Origin of the sequence: Nitrospirillum bahiense, from assembly GCF_007828025.1 — a bacterium.
GTDB classification, from domain to species: Bacteria; Pseudomonadota; Alphaproteobacteria; order Azospirillales; family Azospirillaceae; genus Nitrospirillum; species Nitrospirillum amazonense.
The window spans coordinates 205,885-223,686 of sequence record NZ_VITO01000007.1 but is presented as its reverse complement, the minus strand read 5'-3'; the positions used below and the strand labels follow the sequence as shown (position 1 = coordinate 223,686).

Annotated in this window: 14 protein-coding genes, 1 tRNA gene and 1 pseudogene; 8 read left to right on the top strand and 8 right to left on the bottom strand. The window is 67.3% G+C overall.

Features of this window, described 5'->3' with window-relative positions:
• The first annotated feature begins 51 nt into the window (after positions 1-51).
• Positions 52-2,106, top strand: a complete 2,055-nt coding sequence (locus FBZ88_RS12640) for a M13 family metallopeptidase (RefSeq protein WP_246138632.1) — start codon at positions 52-54, stop codon at positions 2,104-2,106.
• Between the two features lie 228 nt (positions 2,107-2,334).
• On the opposite strand, the gene ykgO is transcribed toward FBZ88_RS12640, so the two are convergent.
• Positions 2,335-2,460 carry a type B 50S ribosomal protein L36 gene (gene ykgO, locus FBZ88_RS12635; protein ID WP_012973122.1) on the bottom strand — a complete coding sequence of 42 codons (126 nt, stop codon included), beginning with the start codon at positions 2,458-2,460 and terminating at the stop codon, positions 2,335-2,337.
• A 97-nt stretch (positions 2,461-2,557) separates the two neighbouring features.
• The gene (locus tag FBZ88_RS12630) at positions 2,558-3,559 is read right to left on the bottom strand and encodes an SAM-dependent methyltransferase (protein ID WP_145617295.1); all 1,002 of its coding nucleotides are present in this window, start codon (positions 3,557-3,559) and stop codon (positions 2,558-2,560) included.
• A gap of 239 nt (positions 3,560-3,798) precedes the next feature.
• Here FBZ88_RS12630 and FBZ88_RS12625 point away from each other — a divergent pair, with 239 nt between their 5' ends.
• From FBZ88_RS12625 to ggt, 3 genes are all read left to right on the top strand, one after another.
• Complete coding sequence (locus FBZ88_RS12625; protein ID WP_145617293.1) at positions 3,799-5,244, top strand: sigma-54-dependent transcriptional regulator; 1,446 nt, start codon at positions 3,799-3,801, stop codon at positions 5,242-5,244.
• Between the two features lie 293 nt (positions 5,245-5,537).
• Positions 5,538-6,119: a cold-shock protein gene (locus tag FBZ88_RS12620; RefSeq protein WP_145617292.1), complete on the top strand. Its 582-nt coding sequence runs from the start codon at positions 5,538-5,540 to the stop codon at positions 6,117-6,119.
• 306 nt (positions 6,120-6,425) lie between these two features.
• The gene (gene ggt / locus FBZ88_RS12615) at positions 6,426-8,258 is read left to right on the top strand and encodes a gamma-glutamyltransferase (protein ID WP_246138631.1); all 1,833 of its coding nucleotides are present in this window, start codon (positions 6,426-6,428) and stop codon (positions 8,256-8,258) included.
• Positions 8,259-8,382: 124 nt separating this feature from the next.
• On the opposite strand, the gene FBZ88_RS12610 is transcribed toward ggt, so the two are convergent.
• Positions 8,383-9,348 (bottom strand): RNA polymerase factor sigma-32, encoded by a 966-nt coding sequence (locus FBZ88_RS12610; protein ID WP_145611545.1) that lies wholly within the window; start codon positions 9,346-9,348, stop codon positions 8,383-8,385.
• Between the two features lie 365 nt (positions 9,349-9,713).
• Between FBZ88_RS12610 and FBZ88_RS12605 the strand changes: the two genes are divergently transcribed.
• Positions 9,714-10,463, top strand: a complete 750-nt coding sequence (locus FBZ88_RS12605; RefSeq protein WP_145617290.1) for an enoyl-CoA hydratase-related protein — start codon at positions 9,714-9,716, stop codon at positions 10,461-10,463.
• 150 nt (positions 10,464-10,613) lie between these two features.
• On the opposite strand, the gene FBZ88_RS12600 is transcribed toward FBZ88_RS12605, so the two are convergent.
• A tRNA-Val gene (locus FBZ88_RS12600) sits at positions 10,614-10,688 on the bottom strand.
• An 820-nt stretch (positions 10,689-11,508) separates the two neighbouring features.
• Here FBZ88_RS12600 and FBZ88_RS12595 point away from each other — a divergent pair.
• Positions 11,509-12,507 (top strand): annotated as a pseudogene (locus FBZ88_RS12595) (glucokinase); the annotation flags it as partial.
• 56 nt (positions 12,508-12,563) lie between these two features.
• Here the strand turns inward: FBZ88_RS12595 and FBZ88_RS12590 are convergent.
• Positions 12,564-13,160, bottom strand: a complete 597-nt coding sequence (locus FBZ88_RS12590; protein ID WP_145617286.1) for a UbiX family flavin prenyltransferase — start codon at positions 13,158-13,160, stop codon at positions 12,564-12,566.
• 214 nt (positions 13,161-13,374) lie between these two features.
• On the opposite strand from FBZ88_RS12590, the gene FBZ88_RS12585 reads away from it, so the two are divergent.
• Positions 13,375-14,463, top strand: coding sequence for an alkene reductase (locus tag FBZ88_RS12585; RefSeq protein WP_145617284.1), 1,089 nt, complete (start codon positions 13,375-13,377; stop codon positions 14,461-14,463).
• 120 nt (positions 14,464-14,583) lie between these two features.
• Here the strand turns inward: FBZ88_RS12585 and FBZ88_RS12580 are convergent, their stop codons facing one another.
• A complete protein-coding gene (locus FBZ88_RS12580; RefSeq protein ID WP_145617282.1) occupies positions 14,584-15,216 on the bottom strand; it encodes a DUF1013 domain-containing protein in 633 nt (210 codons plus the stop codon).
• A gap of 216 nt (positions 15,217-15,432) precedes the next feature.
• Positions 15,433-16,410 (bottom strand): NAD(P)H-quinone oxidoreductase, encoded by a 978-nt coding sequence (locus tag FBZ88_RS12575; RefSeq protein WP_145617280.1) that lies wholly within the window; start codon positions 16,408-16,410, stop codon positions 15,433-15,435.
• A gap of 140 nt (positions 16,411-16,550) precedes the next feature.
• Between FBZ88_RS12575 and FBZ88_RS12570 the strand changes: the two genes are divergently transcribed.
• Positions 16,551-16,736 carry a DUF1192 domain-containing protein gene (locus FBZ88_RS12570; RefSeq protein ID WP_040847295.1) on the top strand — a complete coding sequence of 62 codons (186 nt, stop codon included), beginning with the start codon at positions 16,551-16,553 and terminating at the stop codon, positions 16,734-16,736.
• A 142-nt stretch (positions 16,737-16,878) separates the two neighbouring features.
• On the opposite strand, the gene FBZ88_RS12565 is transcribed toward FBZ88_RS12570, so the two are convergent.
• Positions 16,879-17,673, bottom strand: a complete 795-nt coding sequence (locus tag FBZ88_RS12565) for a class I SAM-dependent methyltransferase (protein WP_145617278.1) — start codon at positions 17,671-17,673, stop codon at positions 16,879-16,881.
• Positions 17,674-17,802: the final 129 nt, after the last annotated feature.

Here is a 17,802-nt window from a genome sequence, read left to right as displayed (position 1 = left end):
ACCGGCGCCCCCTTTCATTTCAAAAAACACAACGAAGGTGGAGCACCCCACATGAGCAAGCCTATCGCGGGGATTCTGAACCGGGCGGCGCCCATCGCCCTGGCCACCGCCCTGGTGGCACTGCCTCTCGCGGCCCGGGCCGCCGACGCACCCAAGAAGGCGTCCGCCACCGAGGCGGCCCTGCCCCAGGTCGACGACTCGGTCGACCCCTGCCAGAACTTCTATCAGTACGCCTGCGGTCCGTGGATCAAGGCCAACCCCATCCCCAGCGACCAGTCGCGCTGGGGCAGCTTCAACGCCCTGCATGAGCGCAACCAGCAGATCCTGAAGACGGCGTTGGAAGACATCGTCGCCCATCCCTCCGCCGATAACCAGCGGGTGGGCGACTTCTACGCCGCCTGCATGGACGAGGCCGGGGCCGATGCCAAGGGCGCCGCCCCCATCCAGCCGCTGCTGGACCAGATCAAGGCCCTGCCGGGCAAGGAGCAGCTGCCGGCCCTGGTGGCCGCGCTGCACGACGTGGGCGTGGATGTGCTCTTCAGCTTTGGCTCGCAGGCGGACTTCCAGGATGCCCGCCAGGACATCGCCGTGATCGACCAGGGCGGCCTGGGCCTGCCCAACCGCGATTATTATGTCCGCGAAGGCGCCAAGTTCGACGGCATCCGCCAGGCCTATGTCGAGCATGTGTCGCGCACTTTCCAGCTGTTGGGCGACGCCAAGGCGGCGGCCGATGCCAAGGCCCAGGTGGTGATGCGCCTGGAAACGGACCTGGCCAAGGCCTCGCTGAGCCTGGCCGACCGCAACGACCCGCAGAAGGTGAACCACAAGGAGCCGGTGGCCACCCTGTCCACCCTGGCGCCGGGCTTCGCCTGGGCCGACTACTTCAAAGCCACAGGCGCGCCGGCGTTCCAGACCCTGAACGTGACGGAGCCCGACTTCTTCAAGGCGCTGCAAACCGTGCTGGCCGGCGCCTCGGCCGACGACGTGAAGACCTATCTGTCCTGGCATGTCGCCCACGCCTTCTCCAGCCGCCTGTCCAAGGCCTTCGTGGATGAGCGCTTCAGCTTCTATTCCAAGAAGCTGCGCGGCGTGGAACAGAACCTGCCGCGTTGGAAGCGCTGCGTCATGGAGACGGACAACGCGCTGGGCGAGGATCTGGGCAAGTATTATGTGAAGACCGCGTTCGGCGCCGGCCAGAAGGCCAAGATGCTGACGATGGTGAAGAACCTGAAGGCGGCGTACTCGGTCGATATCGACCAGCTGGACTGGATGAGCGCCGAAACCAAGAAGCGCGCGCACGAGAAGCTGGACGCCATCGTCGACAAGATCGGCTACCCCGACAAGTGGCGCGACTATTCCTCGGTCGTGACCAAGAAGGACGACCTGGTGGGCAACGTGGAACGCGCCACCGAGTTCGAGACCAAGCGCCAGCTGGCCAAGATCGGCAAGCCGCACGACCGGGCGGAATGGCTGATGAGCCCGCCGACCGTGAACGCCTATTACGACCCGACCGAGAACGACATCAATTTCCCGGCCGGCATCCTGCAGCCGCCCTTCTATTTCGCGGGTGCCGACGACGCCATCAACTACGGCGCCATCGGCGCGGTCATCGGCCATGAGATGACCCACGGCTTCGACGACCAGGGCCGCCAGTACGACAAGGACGGCAACCTGAAGGACTGGTGGACGGCCGATGACGCCAAGAAGTTCGAAGCCCGCGCCCAGTGCGTGGTGGATGAGTACGACGGATTCGTCGCCATCGACGACGTGCACCTGAACGGCAAGGCCACGCTGGGCGAGAACCTGGCCGACAATGGCGGCCACGCCATCGCCCTGAAGGCCCTGATGGCCACCCTGAAGGGCAAGGGCGCCAAGAAGGACGGCCGCTTCACCACCGAGCAGAAGTTCTTCCTGGGCTACGCACAGGTGTGGTGCAGCAACCAGCGCGACGACGCAAAGCGCGACCAGGCGATAACCGACGTCCATTCCCTGTCGGAGTACCGGGTGAACGGCGTCGTCTCCAACAATCCGGAGTTCGCCAAGGCCTTCAACTGCAAGGCCGACGCCCCCATGAACCGCGGCGCCAAGGCCTGCAAGGTCTGGTAAACGGCCGGGACCCCCGTGGCTTCCCCGGAAGCCACGGGCCGATTCTCCAAGGAAGAGCCCCGCCGGCCTGTGCTGGCGGGGCTTTTTCATGGCTGGGCGGCGATCACAGCCGAATCGCGCTCAAGCCGCAACAAATCCCAAAACCCCAAAACAAAAACCGCGCCTTCATTCAGGCGCGGTTTTTGGTTCCGATGGCCGGTGAACCGGCCACGGGGCAGAAACGCTTTATTAGCCCTGGCGGGCCTTGAAGCGCGGGTTCTGCTTGTTGATGACGTACACGCGACCCTTGCGGCGGATAACGCGGCAAGCCTTGTGGCGGGTCTTCATCGACTTCAGGGAGTTCACGATCTTCATGATTTGGACTCGGGCACTTGGATTGGATCACGGTTCGAGGCCGGGAAAATAGTAAGGGCCGGCCCCGCTGTCAACCTGAGTCATATCGTAAAATCGATCAGCTGATATCCGCCGGCTTCAACACGTAAAAACGATAGAGGCGGATGCCGGCATCCAGCACCGCCACGCGGCGGGCCCACAGCTCCACCTCCTCCACCACCGCGATCTTGGTCTCGTGATCCATGCTGTGCTGTTCCAGATGGGTCACCAGCCCCTGGATGGCGGTCAGGATCAGGCTGCGGTGCAGGTCGGACAGATCTTCGGTGATGCGGATGTCCAGGTTGCGCTGCTGCAGGCCCTGCGCGTACTGGTCCACCGTCCAGGGATGCGGCTCAACCGGTTCATGATCCAGCCAGCCCTTGAAGACGGGGCCGCTGGCCTTGGCCTTGTCCAGGACGTAGTCGGTGAACAGGAAATGGCCGCGCGGCTTCAGCGCCGCCTCCACCGCATCCAGCAGGCCGTCCTTGTTGCGGACGGTGTAGAAGCCCTCTTTGGCGAACACGGCGTCCACGCGCTTGGGCCAGGAGAAGGTTTCCGGGTCGAAGGGCTGGATGGGCGCCTGGCGGGCCATGCCGGCCTTGTGCGAGCGGAACATGCCGGCTTCCGCCAGCACGGGATTGGATTCCAGGCCCGTCACCCAGGCGCCGAACTGCGAGGCCATGCTGCGGGTGGACCCGCCCAGGCCGGCGGCCAAGTCCAGCACGCTCATGGCCGGGTTCAGGCCCAGGGGCTTGACCAGGGTGGGAATGTGTTCGTTGCCGCCGGGGGTGGCGTAGCCATCGCCCCAAATCTTTTCCGCCACCTGTACGCGGGTGGCCGTCCACAGGGGTTTGCCGGAGCGGTTCAGGGTGCGCCGGTCGGTGGAGGACTGGGGCGACTGCTTGGCGGAACCGCCCTGGGTGCCCGCCTCCCCCTGTTCCTCGTCGGCACGCGGACGGCGGCTGAGCACCGCAGCCAGGTCGTAGCCTTCCCACCAGGCGACAAAGCGATCCTTCAGGGTCGCTTGCGGCAAGGTCGCCGGTGGCAGCGCCGCACCCTTGGAGCCCTGCTGGGCAGACATGCGTGGAACCAGCCCCGTGGAACATTAATGCGGAAACATATTGTACAGTCATTGCGTGACGGTTGAAATGGCTATGCTGAAACGCGCGCCCGGTTTGAGGACGCCTGGACAGGGCGGGAATTGGCCCACCTTCCGCCGGCCCACGCCGCCAGCATCGCGAATACGCTACGGTTCCAGGCACTTGCGTTGCACACATGTTCTTCGCCCCGGGCGTTCCACCCGCCATACCAGGTAGGCCCATGACCGAGTCGGATCTCAACCGGGTGCTGCTCGTCGAGGACACCGCACCCCTGGCGCGGGTCTACACCGAATACCTGCATAGCGAGGGGTACGAGGTGGAGCACCAGGAGACGGGCACCCGGGCGCTGGAAAGCCTGCGCCTGCGGCAGCCGGGCGCCCTGGTGCTGGACCTGAAGCTGCCGGACATCGATGGGCTGGAGGTGCTGCGCGCCGCCCGGGAGAGCCACCCGGACCTGCCGGTCATCGTGGTGACGGCCCACGGCTCCATCAGCGTGGCGGTGGAGGCCATGCGCGACGGCGCCTTCGATTTCCTGGTGAAGCCCTTCACCGCCGCCCGCCTGATCGTCACCGTGCGCAACGCGCTGGAGCGGCGGCGCCTGACCCGCATCGTCGCCCATTACCGGCGGGAGTTGGACCGGGGCAGCTTTCATTCCTTCGTCGGCGCCTCCACCCCCATGCAGACGGTCTACCGCCTGATCGAAAGCGTGGCGCCCAGCCGGGCCAGCGTCTTCCTCACGGGCGAGAGCGGCACGGGCAAGGAGCTGGCGGCCGACGCCATCCACCGCTGCAGCCCCCGCCGCGACCATCCCTTCATTGCCATCAACTGCGCCGCCATCCCCAAGGATCTTCTCGAAAGCGAGATCTTCGGCCATGTGAAGGGCGCCTTCACGGGGGCGGTCAGCGACCGCGCGGGCGCCGCGCGCCAGGCCGACGGCGGCACCCTGTTCCTGGACGAGGTGTGCGAGATGCCAATGGAGCTGCAGGCCAAGATCCTGCGCTTCGTCCAGACCGGCACCTTCCAGCCGGTGGGCGCCACGCAGATGGAGAAGGTGGACGTCCGCTTCATCTCCGCCACCAACCGCGACCCGCTGGCCGAGGTGGCGGCCGGCCGGTTCCGCGAGGATTTGTACTATCGCCTGCACGTGGTTCCCATCCACCTGCCGCCCTTGCGGGAGCGGGAGGGCGACGTCTGCCTGATCGCCCGCCACTTCCTGGCGGACATGGCGAAGGAGGAGGGCAAGGCCTTTCAGCGCCTGGACGCTGACGCCGAATCGGCGCTGATGGCCTATGACTTTCCCGGCAACGTCCGCCAGTTGCAGAACATCCTGCGCAACGTGATCGTCCTGAATGACGGGGCCGCCGTCACCCGCGCCATGCTGCCGGAACCGCTGCGCAGCGCCACGGCGGATGCCGCCGTGCGCCGGAACCTGCCTGAGTCCGCCGTCACACCGTCCCCGGAGAGGCCGCCGGCCGCGCAGGCCGCCGCGGACCCGCTGGCCTCCTCAACTGAGATCGTGCCCTTGTGGCAGCTGGAAAAGCAGGCGATTCAACGTGCGCTTGCGCTGACGGGCGACGACGTGCCCCGGGCTGCCGCGCTGTTGGAAATCAGCCCATCGACCATTTATCGCAAGCTTCAGCAGTGGAAAATTAAGATCACCGGCTGATCAAAGAAGGGCCCCTATATCTTGGGCCCGGGCGTCAGAATTGCTACCCGTTATTGCGGCGCGTTCAGGTTGATGGCGCAAGTGCGCCCAGCGGGGCCCAGCTCCCTCCGAAATGACTTGAGCATCCGGCATCGCATGGCTGGTGCAGTCCCGTTTTTTTCGGTATAAGCTCCCACACAGGAGAGAATCCTGCGCAGCCAGATCCGGCTTGGGAGGGGCGCGTGTTAGGGCCTTTCCTTGCGACCGGTGCCCCCGGCCAAGCACTTTATCGACTACATTCGAGTTCAAATCACATGTATGAGCGCCGTTCTCCGCAGAGCCCGCAGATCACCCGCCGGGGCGTCAACGCCACCGTCAAGTGGTACAACCCCACGAAAGGTTTTGGTTTCGTGACCCTGTCCGACGGGTCGCCGGACGCCTTCTTGCACGCTTCCGTCGTGCAGGCCTTCGGCCATGACAGCCTGGCGGACGGCACCACCATCAATTGCGACCTGTCCCAGGGCCAGAAGGGCCCGCAGGTTGCCGCCATCCACAGCGTGGATGAGTCCACCGCCACCCCCGGTGGTGGCGGCGGCGGCATGGGCGGTGGCATGGGCGGCGGTCGCCGCGACAGCTTCGGTGGTGGCGCCCCGCGCCGCGCCGGCGGCTGGGAAGCCAGCGGCCCGACCGAGACCGTCGAAGGCACTGTGAAGTTCTACAGCGCCGACAAGGGCTTCGGTTTCGTGACCCCCGATGGCGGCGGGAAGGACGTGTTCGTCCACATCACCGCGCTGGAGCGTTCGGGCGTCCGCGCCCTGACGCCGGAGCAGCGGGTGCGCCTGACGACCAGCATGGGTCAGAAGGGTCCGCAGGCCAATCGCGTGGAAGTCCTCTGATCCATCCGATCTGGTAGAACGGGATTGACGGCGCCGGGAAGCCCCGGCGCCGGATTTCCTGTTTCCTGACAGATGGGTTCGTCCTCGACCCGCTGGCATCTGGCAATATCCATTTCGGGATCAGCCGGGCGCCGGCGTTGGGGAGCTTAATTCGCGGGCCGGAGACACGGAACGCGCCGTCCAACCGGACGGCGCGTTTTGTTTTGCCCGCATGGTAGCGGTAGCAGGGCGCGACGGCGTGACGCCCCCTCCCCTGGCCGCCTCTCCCCTGTTCCCTGGCCGGCGGCGGCATGCCATTGTTGCGGCATGCATAAAAAGCCCCGGCAGCCCGCCCCCGCCTTCACCCGCCGCCCATTCACCGCCGCCCTTCTGGCCGGCGCACTGGTCCTGGCACCGCTGGCGGCCGTCGGCCCGGCCCATGCCCAGGGTGGCGATCCGGAACTGGCCTCGCCCTTCACGCCACGGCCGGTGGTGCGCACCAAGTCAGACATGGTGGTGGCAGCCAACCCGCTGGCGGCGGAGGCCGGGCACGCCATGCTGCGGCAGGGCGGCAGCGCCGTGGACGCGGCTATCGCCGTGCAGCTGGTGCTGGGCCTGGTGGAGCCGCAATCTTCCGGACTGGGCGGTGGCGGCTATATGCTGATCTGGGATCCCAAGGCCAAGAAGCTGGTGTCCCTGGATGGACGGGAAACCGCGCCCGCGGGATCAACCCCCGACCGCTTCGTCGGCCCCGACGGCCGCCCCATGCCGTTGATGCGCGCCTTCGATGGCGGCCGCGCCGTGGGTACGCCGGGCATCCCCGCCCTGCTGGCGGAGGCGCACAAACGGTATGGCAAGCTGCCCTGGACCACCCTGTTCCAGCCGGCCATCCAGCTGGCCCGCGACGGCTTCGTCGTCAGCCCGCGCCTGGCCCTGTTGCTGAAGGGCCTGACGCCGCAGCTGAAGGACCGGCCCGACATGCTGGCCCTGTTCTTCCATACCGGGCCCGACGGCAGCCTGACGCCGCTGCAGGCGGGGGAGACTTTCCGCAACCCCGCCATGGCCCACACGCTGGAGGTGTTGGCCGCGCAGGGCCCCGACGCCTATTACCACGGCATCCTGGGCCAGGATCTGGCCAAGCACTTGGCTGACAGTGCCCTTCCGGCCAACACACCCGGGGGGGCTCCGGCCCTGGTCACCGCCCAGGATCTGGCAGCCTATAAGGTCGAGGAACGCGATCCCCTGTGCACGCCCTACCGCCAGTGGAAGGTGTGCAGCATGGGCCCCAGCAGTTCCGGCGGCATCGCCATCGTGGAGATGCTGGGCCTGCTGGAACATTTCGACATGAAGGGCCTGGGCAAGGACTCCCCCACCGCCTGGCACCTGATGGTGGAGGCCAGCCGCCTGGCCTACGCCGACCGCGACCTCTATGTCGGCGATCCCGCCTTCGTCACCGTGCCCAAGGGGCTGCTGGACAAGGGCTACCTGGCCGAGCGCGCCAGGCTGATCGACCCGGCGCACGCGGCCAAGGGCCCCGTGGCCGCCGGCGTGCCGCCGCAGAAGCTGGGCGCGCTGTACGGCCCCGGCTGGCAGGCGGATATTCCATCGACCTCGCACATGTCCCTAATGGACGACAGCGGCATGGCCGTGTCCTTCACCACCTCGGTGGAATTCGCCTTCGGCTCGGGCATGGCGGTGGACGGCTATGTGCTGAACAACCAGCTGACCGACTTCTCCTTCATCCCCACCAGCCCGGGCACAGGCCTGCCCGTGGCCAACGCTGTGGCGGCGGGCAAGCGTCCGCGATCCTCCATGGCGCCCACCATCGTCTTCGACGAGACTGGCAAGCCCATGCTGCTGGTCGGCTCGCCCGGCGGGCCAGCCATCATCGGCTATGTCGCGGAAACCATCGTGGCGGCGCTGGATTGGGGCCTGGATGCGCAGGAAGCCGTCAGCCTGCCGCGCATCGTCAACCGCAACGGCACCACCGCCCTGGAAAGCGGCCCCTGGGCCCCGTCCCTGAAGGCCGGGCTGGAAGCGCTGGGCCAGACGGTGGAGCTTAAGTCCATGCCCAGCGGCCTGCACGTCATCAAGCGCACGGCCACCGGCCTGGAAGGCGGCGTCGACCCCCGTCGCGAGGGTCTCGCCGCAGGTGATTGATTAAGGCTGATTTTTTAACTAGGCCGCGACTGCGGCCGCCGGAGCGAGCACCGAAGGGCGCAGCGAGGACAAGGCAAGCGGGCGCATGCCCGCGCCCGCCGCTTGAGGGGACTCAGATCAAACCTCAAGCCGCCGAGCGGGCGGCCTGGGCCATGATGTCGTTGGCGGTGGGCACGCGGCCCATGCCGGACTTCGCGCGCTTGGCCGCCATGGGCAGGATGGGGGCGGTGATGGTGCCGCCCTCGGCCGCACGGCGCACGCTGCGCGCCACCTTGCTGTAGGCGCCGGTCTCGATCTGGCGGATGCGTTCCTTGCTGACGCCGTAATGCTGGGCCAGCCGCTCCAGCGTCACCGGCTCATCCGCCAGGTTGCGGGAAATGAAGATGTGGCGCTCACGGTCGCCCAGCGCCTTCAGCGCATCCAGCATCAGGCCCTTGCGCTGGCGCAGCTCACTGCCTTCGGCCAGGCGGCTTTCCACCGATTCGGTGTCGTCCGCCAGCAGATCCATGGCCTCCTGGTCATTATCCTCGCCCATGGAGACATTCAGGGAGGCGACGGGTGTCGCGAAGCGATGCTCCATCTCGCGCACTTCCTCCACCGTGGCGTCCATCTCCACCGCGATGCGCTCCGCCTCCTCGTCCGTCATCATGCGGTCGTGGACGCCCAGCCGGCGCTGGGCCTGGCGCAGGTTGAAGAACAAGCGCTTCAGGGCGGCGGTGTTGCCCCCCTTCAGCATGGACCAATTGTGCAGGACGTAGGACTGCACCTCCGCCCGGATCCACCACAACGCGTAGGTGGCGAGGCGGAAGCCGCGCGACGGGTCGAAGCGCTGCACCGCCTTCACCAGGCCGATGTTGGCCTCCGACACCAGGTCGCCGACCGGCAGACCGGAGCGGGCATAACGGGAGGCGATCTTGATGGCCAGGCGCATATGGCTGTGCACCAGTTCATCGGCGGCGCGCTGGTCCTGGCTGGCGGTCCAGCGGTTGGCAAGCTCAAGCTCTCGCTCGGGCGACAGCATGGGGTAGCGGTTGGCCTGGGCCGTGTAGGCCCGCAGCAGGTCGACCGACTCAGAAGAGAATGAACCCATCGCCCGTCCCCTTTCAGTACCGTCCTGGCCGCATATCGGCGCCGGACTTGGCCCAGAGTGAGGTGATTGGGGCAGCAAATCCGACGCGCCCCGTTCACCATGCTGTCATCTTTTGCCGGGACATCTAAAGATTGGGTTAACAGCCTTGAACAAGCACGCGGCGTACCCAACGCCCTTTCCAACCGCCGCCGCGAACGGATGGTTCCGGCGCGCTTGGCCCCTGCGGCGGGCCATCCGAAGTGAATGTCATCATGCAAGCCTTGCCCGCCGTGCCCAGCTGCGGCAGCATCCCGGGATAAGCAATCACTAACCGCCGGGCCGGACGCCGCAGCGCCGCCGCCGGGGACACCTTGGGAGATGAGAAGATGAGTCAAGCCGCGGTCCTGGTGGAGGACGGGAACGGGGTCCGCACCCTGGTGCTGAACCGGCCGGAGAAGCGCAACGCCCTGACCGGAGCCATGTATTCGGCCCTGGCCGAGGCGCTGACCGGCGCCGCCACGGATGACGCCGTGGGCGCGGTGCTGATCCAGGGATCGGGCGGCAGCTTCACCGCCGGCAACGACCTGGCGGACTTCCTGGCCGGACCGCCGCTGTCGGCCGATACGCCGGTGATGCGCTTCCTGCGCGCGCTGGCCACATTCCCCAAACCCGTGGTGGCGGCCGTGGAAGGCCACGCGGTGGGCGTCGGCACCACCCTGCTGATGCATTGCGACCTGGTCTACGCCGCCCCCAGCGCGCACTTCGCCATGCCCTTCGTCAGCCTGGGCCTGGTGCCGGAGGCGGGATCCAGCGTGCTGGCCGCCCGCCTGCTGGGCCATCCCCGCGCCGCCGCCATGCTGATGGCGGGTGAGGCGCTGACGGCCGACGCGGCGGAGGCGGCGGGCCTCATCAACGCCGTCATCCCCACTGAAACGCTGTATGAGCATGCGGCGGCCAAGGCGGCGGCGCTGGCGGCCAAGCCTCGCGCGGCCATGGCCAACACCAAGGCGCTGATGCGCCATGACACGCCCCAGGTGCTGGAGGCCATGGCGCGTGAGGCAACCCTTTTCGCCCAGGCGCTGACCAGTCCCGAGGCCAAGGCCGCCTTCCTGGCCTTCCTGTCCAAGGGCCGCTGATCGGGGCTATCCCGCCCGTGTCCCTGAGCGTCGGGGATGCGGGCGGGCCACGCGCCGCAGGGCAACGTCGGTCGTGCTCGAACCAGAAACACAAAAGCCGCGCCCGGTTGCCCGTCGCGGCTCTAACGTATTGATTTTTCTGGGGAAGGATGGTGGGCGCGACAGGGATTGAACCTGTGACCCCTACCATGTCAAGGTAGTGCTCTCCCGCTGAGCTACGCGCCCATCCTTCGAAATCCGCCGATTTTTGCGGGGCCCCGTTGCCGGGGTCATCGGCGTGGGCGGCTGTGTAGCATCGCCCGCACCGGCTGGCAACCCTTCTGTTTCATCAAATCGAAAATTTTCTTCCCCGTGCCGCTGATGGGCGCAACGGTGCAGGGGAATGACGCATTCCAATGGAGCGGTGGGGTTCGCCTTCCCCGGCGGCGGGGGCGATACCGGCGACCGGGGCGGTTTACCGGCTGCGTGAAAGCCAGGGCGCGAAAACAGTACGCGTCGTTTGGGGCGCAGGATAGTCGGGTAGTCGAGCTTCCGCCCAGCGGACGGCGGCGGGAGGCCCGAGACCCGGAAATAAAGAAGGCCGCGCCTATCGGCGCGGCCTTGAGTTTAGGGAGGAAACGCCCAAGAAGTGCGTTACGACAGAACCACAATCGCGGCCATGTCGCACTGCACAATATGCCGATCGAGGGCCGGTTGATCAAGCGGAAAATGCACCACGGGCGAAGAATCTTGATTATTCAGTCCATTGCCCTGGTCCGGCGAAAATCGGCTTACCCCAACCGTTGTGCGACGCAACACATTGATTCAAGAGAACATCATGTAATTGCGTTACATCGCAGGAGGGGCCTATGCCCCAATTTTCTTACACCAATGATATTGACAGCGCTGTCGCCGCCACGCTCTAAGTCGGTGGCGGAAAACGCGCGCGGGCGGGGTTTGACCCCGGGCGCACACCCTATCTGTATAATGGGGTACGCACCCCGGCGGCCGGGCATAAGGCCGCCGGGTCGTTGGAACGGGAAGGAAACGGAAAAGGAAGGCGTCACCCATGCAGGGCCTCTCGCTCTTGGCGGACATCGGCGGCACCAACGCCCGGTTTGCCCTCTCCGAGTCCTCGGAAACGGCGCCGCACGACGCCCACGCCGCCAGCATCTCGGGCGTGCGCATCCTGCCCTGCGCCGACTATCCCTCACTGGAAGCAGCGGCGGAGGCCTATCTGGCGCTGGAAGCGCCGGGCGCCCGGCCCAAGCAGGCCGCCATCGCCCTGGCGGGCCCCGTGACCGGCGACCGCATCCGCATGACCAACCTGCCGTGGGAATTCTCGATCGACGGCGTGCGCCGCTCGCTGTCGCTGGACCGGCTGGAGGTGGTCAACGACTTCACCGCCGTCGCCCTGTCCATTCCCGCCCTGGGCCCCGACGACCGGGCGCAGGTGGGGGACGGTGCGCCCGTGGCGGACGCGCCCATCGCCGTCCTGGGCCCGGGCAGCGGCCTAGGCGTCTCGTCCCTGATCCCGCGCAAGCGCAGCAACGGTCAGCCCGGCTGGACCGCGCTGGCAACGGAAGGCGGCCACGTCACCATGGCCCCGGTGAATGACCGGGAATCGGCAATCCTGGCGGTGCTGCGCAAGCAGTTCGACCATGTGTCGGCGGAGCGCGTGCTGTCCGGTCCCGGCCTGGTGAACCTGTATGAGGCCGTGTGCCTGGCCGACGGCCGGGAGCCGGCGCGCCTGACCGCCGCCCAGGTCACGGCCGCCGCCACCACCCATGCCGGCGACCCGGCGTGCATCGAGGCGCTGGAGACCTTCTGCGGCATGCTGGGCACCGTGGCCGGCAACCTGGCCCTGTCCATCGGCGCGCGCGGCGGCGTCTACATCGCCGGCGGCATCGCGCCGCGCATCCTGTCCTTCTTCACCCACAGCCGCTTCCGCAAGCGCTTTGTGGAAAAGGGCCGCATGCGCGACTATCTGGGTCCCATCCCCACCTACGTGGTGACCCACCCGCTGCCCGCTTTCCTGGGCCTGACGGCCAAGCTGGACGGCTAAACAAACGAGCGCCACGGACCCCGCGGCGCTCGTTTGTTTTGGGCTCGGGGGCCCGCTTATCCGATCTCTGCATCCTCGGGCGGCGCCTCGCCCCAGCGGCGCAGGCGACCGCTGTCGATGTCGAACAGGTCCAGGATTCGGCCGACGGTGTGATCCACCAGGTCGTCCACGCTGGCCGGCCGGATGTACATGGCCGGCACCGGCGGGGCGATGATGGCCCCCATCTCGGCCAGCGCCGTCAGGGTGCGCAAATGGCCCAGGTGCAGGGGCGTCTCGCGCACCATCAGCACCAGGCGCCGCCGTTCCTTCAGCACCACGTCCGCCGCCCGGGTCAGCAGGCTGGAGGTCACGCCGGTGGCGATCTCGCTCATGGTGCGGATGGAACAGGGCGCGATGACCATGCCCAGGGTGCGGAAGCTGCCGCTGGAGATGGATGCCCCCACGTCGGCGATGGCGTGGTTGACGTCCGCCAGGGCCCGCACCTCGGCGGGCTTCATATCCGTCTCATGCGCCAGCGTCATCTCCGCCGACCGGCTCATCACCAGGTGGGTTTCGATGGGCAGGGGGCGCAGGATTTCCAGCAGGCGCACGCCGTATCGCACGCCGGAGGCGCCGCTGATGCCGACGATGAGGCGGGAGGGGGCGTTGGTCATGATGCTGGGATGTAGCGCCGCCCCGGCGCCGCCGTCCACCGGAATTGTTTTTGGATGAAACGAGGCCGATCAGGACGAACCCGCCATTATTTCCCGATCGCGAAGGGTCATGTCACGACAGCGGGCTAAAAGCGCCGCCATCGTGGACCTATGTTCATGGGCGTGCCGTTAACCATGGCCTCTCAAGCCATCCCCAGAAGGAACGGGTTCGACCATGACCACCACTCCCGATCTTTTCGCGCCCGCCCATATCGGCGCCATCCCCGTCGCCAACCGCATCGCCATGGCGCCCCTGACGCGGGCACGTGCCGGCATGGACGGGGTGCACACCCCCCTGGCTGTGGACTATTACCGCCAGCGCGCCACCGCCGGCCTCATCATCACCGAGGCCACCAACATCTCGCGCCAGGGGCGCGGCTACGCCTATACGCCCGGCATCTACACGCCGGAGCATGTGACGGCGTGGAAGGCGGTGACGGACGCCGTGCACCAGGCCGGCGGCCACATCGTGCTGCAGCTGTGGCACGTGGGCCGCATCTCCCACACCAGCCTGCAGGAAGGCGGGGCCGCGCCGGTGGCGCCCAGCGCCCTGCAGGCGGGCGGCGAGACCTATGTCGAGAACGGCTTCGCCCAGCCCTCACCGCCCCGAGCCCTGGAGACGGCGGAAATCGCCGGCATCATCGACGACTATCGCAACGCCGCCCGCAACGCCAAGGCCGCCGGCTTCGACGGGGTGGAGGTGCACTCCGCCAACAACTACCTGCTGGAGCAGTTCATCCGCGACAGCACCAACCACCGCACCGACCGCTATGGCGGCAGTGTGGAGAACCGCACCCGCCTGACGGTGGAGGTGGCCCAAGCCGTGGCCGAAATCTGGGGATCGGACCGTGTGGGCGTGCGCCTGTCGCCCATCACCCAGGCGGCGGGCAACACCCCCCTGGACAGCGACCCCAACGGCACCTATGGCTTCCTGGCCGAGCGTCTGGGCGAGCTGAACCTGGCCTATCTGCATTGCGTGGAAGGGCAGACGCGCGGGCCCAACGGCGCCCAGAACTTCGACTTCCAAGCCCTGCGCCGGAAGTTCGGCGGCGGCTATATCGCCAACAACGGCTATGACCGCGACCTGGCGGCCCGCACCATCGCCGAAGGTCGCGCCAACATGGTGGCCTTCGGCCGCCCCTTCATCGCCAACCCCGACCTGGTGCACCGCCTGAAAACCGGCGCGCCCCTGGCCCAGGCCCCGCAGGAGGCGTTCTACGGCGGCGGCGCCAAGGGTTACACGGACTGGCCGAGCGCGGCTTGATGCCGTTTGCCTCAAACACCGGCATGACATCCTCATGCCGGTGGGGTGGGCGCGAAAGGAAAAAGGGCGGCCTCGCTTGGGGCCGCCCTTTTCATTCACTTGAAGAAAGGGATCAGAGGATCAATCCTCGATCTCCTCGTGTTCCTCATCCTCCAGGGCCGCCTGCTCAGCGGCCAGGGCGCGATCCTCGGCGGTTTCCAGCAGGGTGGTGGTCTCCAGCTCCGGCTCGGGCAGGCCACGGCGGGCGCGGGACAGCGCCGCCTCCAGCTCACGCTGGCTGCACAAGCCCAGCAGCACGGGGCTGCGCGGCTTGATGTTGCTGGTGTTCCAGTGGGTCTTGTCGCGCACCGCAGCGATGGTCGGCTTGGTGGTGCCGATCAGGCGGGAAATGGCAGCGTCCGACAGTTCCGGATGATTCTTCAGCAGCCAGGCGATACCGTCGGGCTTGTCGCCACGCTTGGTCACCGGGGTGTAGCGCGGGCCCTTGGCGCGCGCGATCGGCTGCGGCAGGTCGTGGATGCGAATCTGCAGCTTCAGGTCCGGGTTCTTCTCGCAGCGCTCGATCTCATCCTTGGTCAACTCGCCGTTGCCCACCGGATCGCGCCCGACCATGCCGATCGCCACCTCGCCATCGGCGATGGCCTGCACTTCCAGCGAGTGCATGCCGCAGAATTCGGCGATCTGCTCAAAGGACAGCGCGGTGTTCTCAACCAGCCAGACCGCGGTCGCCTTCGGCATCAAGGGCAGTGCCATGCTTCCTCCTAACCCGTGGCGGAATGTCCCGCCAACACGCATCAAAACCCGTGAACAAGGTCGCGAAAAGCAATATCCGCCCGTCGCGCGGGCTGAAGGCCCCACGCAGCCGGACGGAAAACTGTGACGCGTACATGAGCTATATAGAGGCACGCGACGGGCGAGGCCACGCCTTTTTATGGGCTGGGCCTCACTTGTCGCGGCCTTTTCCCGACCTTAAACTGTCAAAACGATCTTCCCGACATGGCCGCTGCTTTCCATCAGCGCGTGCGCCGCCGCCGCCTCTTCCAAGGGGAAGGTCTTGAAGATGACCGGGCGAACCTCTCCTCGCGCCAGCAGCGGCCACACCTTTTCCGCCAAGCTGGCGGCGATGGCCGCCTTCTCCTCCGCCGAACGCGGGCGCAGCGTCGATCCGGTCAGGATCAGGCGCTTGGTCATCACCGGCGCCATGTTCAGCGTCACCTTGGCCCCGCGCAGGAAGGCGATGGTCACGTGGCGGCCCTGGTCGGCCAGGGCGTCGATGTTGCGCGGCACATAGTCGCCGCCCACCATGTCTAGGATGACGTCCACACCCCGGCCGCCCGTCGCCTCCTTCACCACGGCGACGAAATCCTCCGCCTCATAGTCGATGCCGCGCTCGGCGCCGATGTCCTCACAGGCCTTGGCCTTGTCCGGCCCGCCGGCGGTGGCGAAGACGCGGGCGCCGAAGGCCTTGGCCAGCTGGATGGCCGTGGTGCCGATGCCGCTGGTGCCACCATGGACCAGGAAGCTTTCCCCCGCCGCCAGCCGGCCGCGGTCGAAGACATTGGTCCAGACGGTGAAGAAGGTTTCCGGCAGGGCGGCCGCCTCCACCATGCTGAAGCCTTCCGGCACGGGCAGGCACTGGCCGGCCGGCGCCACGGCATGGTCGGCATAGCCGCCACCGTTGACCAAGGCGCAGACCGCGTCGCCCACGGTCCAGCCCGTCACCCCCTCGCCCAGCGCGGCGACGGTGCCCGCCACCTCCAACCCCGGCAGGTCGGATGCACCAGGGGGTGGCGGATAGCTGCCGGCGCGCTGCAGGCAATCCGGCCGGTTGACGCCGGCGGCGGCCACCCGGATCAGGATTTGGCCTGGGCCCGGCTGCGGCGTCGGCCGTTCGATGGGCTTCAGAACCTCGGGACCGCCGGGTTGGGTGATGGCGATGGCACGCATGGTTGCAGGATCTCCGCGACTACGTCCGGCGGGGGATGGTCCCCTCGCCGCTTGGGGTCTTGCACCATGTAGGCCCCCGGCGGCACAGTGACAACCGACACGCCGGAGGGCATACCCTCCACAGGAAAGGCAGCCGCCCCATGGACACCGACGACATCGCCCCGCCGCCGAGCCGCCCCAGCAGCTTCCTGGACATCGCCCGCCTGTCGGTGGGCGAACTGCGCGAATACCGCAACAGCCTGGAGGCGGAGATCGCGCGGGTGGACGACGCCATCAAGGCCAAGCAGGCCTCGCTGAACGCCGCCGCCGCGTTTTTCAAAAGCTAGCGGCGGCATGAGCTTTCGCCTCATGCCGCCGTAGGATGCGACCGCATCCGCCGGAGCTTTCCGGGAAGCCGAAGGCGAACTGGAAAACGAGGAAGCCAAGCCCGCGGATGCGGGCGCCCGGCGACTGAGGACTTTCCAATAATCAAACCGGGACGGCCTCGAACGTCGCTGTATCCAGGGTGAAGGTGCCGTCGGCCTCGATGGCGAAATGGCTGCGCACCATGTCCGCCATGCGGTCTTGCAGGGACCGGATGGCCGCCACGTGGCTGTCTGGCGGACTCATGCGGGCGATCCAGCTGGCGAACTCCAGGCGCAGGCGCCGCTGCGTCACGCGGCCCACCTCGAACCGCGCGTCAGCCAGTGCAGCCCGCCATTCCGCCACCGAATAATTGCGCACGTGCGACGGGTCGCGCAGCAGTTCGATCGACTGCAGGAAGGTGTCCAGCAGCGGCTGACCCGGCGTCACCACATCCATGAAGACGGCGATGCCGCGCGGCTTCACCACCCGCCGCGCCTCCCTCAGGCCCGCCCCCAGGTCCGGCCAGTGGTGGGCGCTGTATCGGCTGAACACCGCGCAAAAATGCGCCTCTGGCGCTGGCACGGCATCGGCCCGGCCCACCCGGGTCTCGATATTGGCCAGGCCCCGCCGTCCGGCCTCCACCGCCACGGCGTCCAGCATGTCGGGCGAAAGGTCGCAGGCAGCCACCTGGCCCACGTGCGGCGCCACGGTGAAGGCGACATGGCCGCCGCCACATCCCAGGTCCAGCGCCGTCTTATAGCCCTTGCCCGCCACCAGGTCGGCCAGCTGGCGCAAATCCTCGCCCTGGGCGTGGACGGCGCTGGCGACATAAGCGGCGGCCTGTGGCCCGAACTGGCCAGCCACCAGCGATTCCTGGTCGCGGCTCCCAACCGTTTGAGACGCGTGCTGGGTGGTCATTCCCTACTCCATTTCTTAGTCAAAGCTGCCCCGGTTCGGCGGGGTGGAGCGCCAGGGTGACAGAACCTTAAACTGGTACCAGATCCAGGTTTATACTGGTATCAATCGCTACCACCTTACCTTAAAGGC